This window comes from Sporichthya sp. (assembly GCF_013815995.1).
Lineage (GTDB): Bacteria > Actinomycetota > Actinomycetes > Sporichthyales > Sporichthyaceae > Sporichthya.
On record NZ_JACDFE010000041.1, the window covers coordinates 1 to 4,838 of the forward strand.

A 4,838-nucleotide genomic window follows, 5' to 3' on the forward strand; every position below is an offset into this window, starting at 1 on the left:
GTCGGCCACCGGGCGACCGCCCGGCAGCAGCGAACCGATCGCGCCGGCCTCGACCGCACCCCGGTCTCCGGAACGCCGCGGCACCCAGGCCACGCTCGCGCCGGTGGCCTCGGCGAGCCGGGCCACCGCACTGAACGCACCGGGGAAACCGGCCAGCCGCTCGCCGGCCAGGATCACCGCGCCAGGCTGACGCAGCAGGTCACCGACCTCGTTGCCGGCCAGCGAGTCCAGCACGGCGGCTTCGGTGCCCGGGACCGTCGGCACCAGGCGGCCGCCGGCCTTGGCCAGGCCGTTCGTGGCGAAGGGAGCGAGGGCGACGATCGGCAGCCGCCGGCGCAGGAAGGCCTTGCGGAGGCGGAGGAAGATGCTCGCGGCCTCCTCCTCGGCCTCCAGCCCGACCAGGACGACGACCGACGCGGCCTCGAGGGCCGCGTAGGTGACTGCCCCACTTCCTGGGCCGTGCCCGGCGAAGACACCGCGGCCCGCGACGTGGGTGGCGAGGAAGTCCGCCTCCTCGGCCGAGTGCCCGCGGGTGCGGAAGTCGATGTCGTTGGTGTCCAGGCACACCCGCGCGAACTTCGCGTAGGCGTAGTTGTCCTCCAGCGTCAGCCGGCCACCGGTGAGCACGGCCGAGCGGCCGCGGTCCGCTTCGAGCCGCTCCGCGACCAGCGCGAGCGCCTCCCGCCACGAAGCCGGGACGAGGCTGCCGTCCGCGTCGCGGATCAGCGGAGTGGTCAGGCGGTCCGGACGGGTCGCGTAGGCGAACGCGAACCGGCCCTTGTCGCAGTTCCACTCCTCGTTGACCTCGGGGTCCTCCCCCGCGAGGCGCCGCATCACCTTGCCGCGCCGGTGGTCGGTGCGCAGCGCGCACCCACCGGCGCAGTGCTCGCACACGCTCGGGGTGGAGATCAGGTCGAACGGGCGGGACCGGAAGCGGTAGGCGGCCGAGGTGAGCGCGCCGACCGGACAGATCTGGATCGTGTTGCCGGAGAAGTAGGACTCGAACGGGGCGTTCTCGTAGATCGAGACCTGCTGCAGCGCACCGCGCTCGAACATGTCGATGAACGGGTCGCCGGCGATCTGCTTGGAGAAGCGGGTGCAGCGGGCGCAGAGCACGCAGCGCTCGCGGTCGAGCAGCACCTGCGCGGAGATGTTGACCGGCTTCGGGAAGGTCCGCTTGCCCTCGAGGAAGCGGGACTCGGCGCGGCCGTTGGACATCGCCTGGTTCTGCAGCGGGCACTCGCCGCCCTTGTCGCAGACCGGGCAGTCCAGCGGGTGGTTGATCAGCAGCAGTTCCATGACGCCCTGCTGCGCCTTGTCCGCGACCGGCGAACTGACCTGGGTCAGGACGACCATGCCCTCGGACACCGTGGTGGTGCAGGACGCGAGCGGCTTGCGCTGGCCCTCCACCTCGACCAGGCACTGCCGGCAGGCGCCGACCGGATCGAGCAGCGGGTGGTCGCAGAACCGCGGGATCTGGACGCCGACCTGCTCGGCGGCCCGGATCACCAGCGTGCCCTTGGGGACGGCGATGTGGATGCCGTCGATGGTGAGATTCACCAGGTCGACGGGCACAGCGATGTCAGACCCGGAGTTAGTGGTGACGGTCATGCCGGCGCTCCCGCCCCAGTGCTGATTGGTCCGCTCGCTGCGCTCGCGAACAGAGTTGAGGCGACGGGGTCGAACGGGCAGCCACCGTGGGTCAGGTGGGCCAGGTACTCGTCCCGGAAGTACTCGATGGAGGAGGTGATCGGGCTGGTGGCGCCGTCACCGAGGGCACAGAACGAGCGGCCCAGGATGTTGTCGGAGATGTCGAGCAACTGGTCGATCTCCTCCGGCGAGCCCTGCCCTGCCTCCCAGCGCTTGAGGAGGCGGACCAGCCAGTAGGTGCCCTCGCGGCACGGGGTGCACTTGCCGCAGGACTCGTGGGCGTAGAACTCGGTCCAGCGCAGCACCGCACGCACCACGCAGGTGGTGTCGTCGAAGATCTGCAACGCCTTGGTGCCGAGCATCGAGCCGGCGCCGGCGACGCCCTCGTAGTCCAGCGGGACATCGAGGTGCGCGTCGGTCAGCAGCGGGGTGGACGAGCCGCCCGGGGTCCAGAACTTCAGCGTCCGCCCCTCGCGCAGGCCGCCGGAGAGGTCCAGCAACTGACGCAGCGTCACTCCGAGCGGAGCCTCGAACTGACCGGGGTTCTTCACATGGCCCGAGAGCGAGTAGAGAGTGAAGCCCTTGGACTTCTCGGTGCCCATCGAGCCGAACCAGGTGGTGCCGCCGAGCACGATCGAGGGAACCGAGGCGATCGACTCGACGTTGTTGATCACGGTGGGGCACCCGTACAGGCCGGCCACCGCGGGAAACGGCGGACGCAGTCGGGGCTGGCCGCGCCGGCCCTCGAGCGAGTCGAGCAGCGCCGTCTCCTCGCCGCAGATGTAGGCGCCGGCGCCGGCGTGCACGACGATCTCCAGGTCGTACCCGGAGCCGAAAATGTTCTTGCCGGCGTAGCCCTTGGCGTAGGCGTCCTGCACCGCCTTCTGCATCCGGCGGATGACGTGCAGCACCTCACCGCGGATGTAGATGAACGCGTGGCTGGCCCGAATCGCGAAGGCCGCGATGATGACGCCCTCCACGAGCACGTGCGGGTTGGCCATCATCAACGGGATGTCTTTGCACGTGCCCGGCTCGGACTCGTCGGCGTTGATGACCAGGTAGTGCGGCTTGTGCGTCCCATCTTTTTCTGGGCCCTGGGGGATGAAGCTCCACTTCAACCCGGTCGGGAAGCCGGCGCCACCCCGCCCACGCAGACCGGAGTCCTTGACCAGGGAGATCAGCGCGTCGGGCTGCAGTTGCAGCGCGGTGCGGGCCGCCGCGTAACCGCCGCGGCGTTCGTAACCCGACATCGTGAAGGAGTCGGCGTCGCCCCAGTTCGCCGACAGGACAGGCGTGAGCATCCTCAGATCCTCCCGTCCGGCAGAGCGGGCGCGCGATCGCCGCGCTCCTGGGCGTACTTGAGGCCGAGCAGCGAGGGCGGTCCGGCCGAAACGCCTTCCTCGGCCCGCCCGTCGGGGAAGCCCGCGAGCACGCGCGAGGCCTCCTTCCAGGTGCAGACCCGGTTGGCGCCCCGGGTGGGGGCGACCGGTTCGCCGCGGCGCAGCTTGTCGACCAGGTCCTTGGCACTGCCGATGTCCTGGTTGTCGAAGAACTCCCAGTTCACCGTCATCACCGGCGCGTAGTCGCAGGCGGCGTTGCACTCGATGTGCTCGAGGGTGACCTTGCCGTCCGGGGTGGTCTCGTCGTTGCCGACCCCGAGGTGGTCCTTGAGCGAGGCGAAGATCGCGTCCCCGCCCATCACCGCGCACAACGTGTTGGTGCAGACCCCGACGTGGAAGTCGCCGATCGGGCGGCGCTTGTACATCGTGTAGAAGGTCGCGACCCCGCCGACCTCGGCCACGGTCAGGCCCAGCTCCTCCGCGCACATCGCCACGCCCTCGGGGCTGACGTAGCCCTCCTCGGCCTGGCACAGGTGCAGCATCGGCAGCAGCGCCGAACGCGACTCCGGGTAGCGGGCGATGATCGCGCGCATGTCCTCGCGCGTCTTCTCATTCAGGCTCAACGGTCCACCCCACCCATGACCGGGTCGATCGAAGCGACGGCGGCGATGACGTCCGCGACGAGGCTGCCGTTGCTCATCGCGGCGGTCGACTGCAGATTGACGAAGCCGGGGTCCCGGAAGTGCACCCGCCACGGCCGGGTGCCCCCGTCGGAGACCAGGTGCACGCCGAGCTCGCCGCGGGGCGACTCGATGCACTGGTACACCTGGCCGGCCGGAACCCGGAAGCCCTCGGTCACCAGCTTGAAGTGGTGGATGAGCGATTCCATGGACTCGCCCATGATCTTGCGGATGTGCTCGAGGGAGTTGCCGATGCCGTCGTTGCCGAGCGAGAGCTGGGCGGGCCAGGCGATCTTCTTGTCCGCGACCATCACCGGGCCCGGCTCGCGCAGGCGGTCCACGCACTGCTCGATGATCTTGATCGACTCGCCCATCTCGTTCAGGCGGATCAGGTAGCGGCCGAAGGCGTCGCAGGTGTCCTCGGTGATGACGTCGAAGTCGTAGGTCTCGTAGCCGCAGTAGGGCTGGGACTTGCGCAGGTCGTGCGGCAGGCCGGTGGAGCGCAGGATCGGACCGGTCACGCCGAGGGCCATGCAGCCGGTCAGGTCGAGGTAGCCGACCCCGACGGTGCGGCCCTTCCAGATCGGCTGGCCGTTGAGCAGCTGCACGTAGTCCTTGTGCCGCGCCGGCCAGACCTCGATCAGTTCCTTGATCTTGGTGATCGCGGTGTCCGGCACGTCCTGGATGACCCCGCCCGGCCGGACGTAGGCCATGTTCATCCGCAGCCCGGCGATCTCCTCGAAGATGTCGAGGACCAGTTCGCGCTCACGGAAGCCGAACATCATGCCGGTGATCGCGCCGAGCTCCATGCCGCCGGTGCCGATGGCGACCAGGTGGGAGGAGATCCGGTTCAGCTCCATCATCATCACGCGGATGACGCTGGCCCGCTCCGGGATCGCCTCGGTGATCCCGAGCAGCTTCTCCACCGCGAGGCAGTAGGCGGTCTCGTTGAAGATCGGCGCGAGGTAGTCCATCCGCGTCACGAAGGTGACGCCCTGGGTGAACGAGCGGTACTCGCAGTTCTTCTCGATACCGGTGTGCAGATAACCGATGCCGCAGCGGACATCGGTGACGGTCTCGCCCTCAAGCTCGAGGATGAGCCGGAGCACGCCGTGGGTGGACGGGTGCTGCGGGCCCATGTTGACGACGATGCGTTCCTCGGGGGCGT

At 69.3% G+C, this 4,838-nt stretch carries 4 protein-coding genes; all 4 read right to left on the reverse strand.

Translation table 11 applies throughout. The features are described from left to right. Positions 1–1,611: NADH-quinone oxidoreductase subunit G (locus H0X00_RS06960; protein ID WP_293768431.1), on the reverse strand; the 1,611-nt coding region annotated here is incomplete at its 3' end. Beyond that, positions 1,608–2,951 carry an NADH-quinone oxidoreductase subunit NuoF gene (gene nuoF / locus H0X00_RS06965; protein ID WP_293768433.1) on the reverse strand — a complete coding sequence of 448 codons (1,344 nt, stop codon included), beginning with the start codon at positions 2,949–2,951 and terminating at the stop codon, positions 1,608–1,610. The genes nuoF and H0X00_RS06960, both read right to left, overlap by 4 nt. A 2-nt stretch (positions 2,952–2,953) precedes the next feature. Then, the gene (gene nuoE, locus H0X00_RS06970; RefSeq protein WP_367186471.1) at positions 2,954–3,583 is read right to left on the reverse strand and encodes an NADH-quinone oxidoreductase subunit NuoE; all 630 of its coding nucleotides are present in this window, start codon (positions 3,581–3,583) and stop codon (positions 2,954–2,956) included. 26 nt (positions 3,584–3,609) lie between these two features. Next, a partial coding sequence (locus H0X00_RS06975) for an NADH-quinone oxidoreductase subunit D (protein WP_293768437.1) occupies positions 3,610–4,838 on the reverse strand: 1,229 nt, incomplete at its 5' end.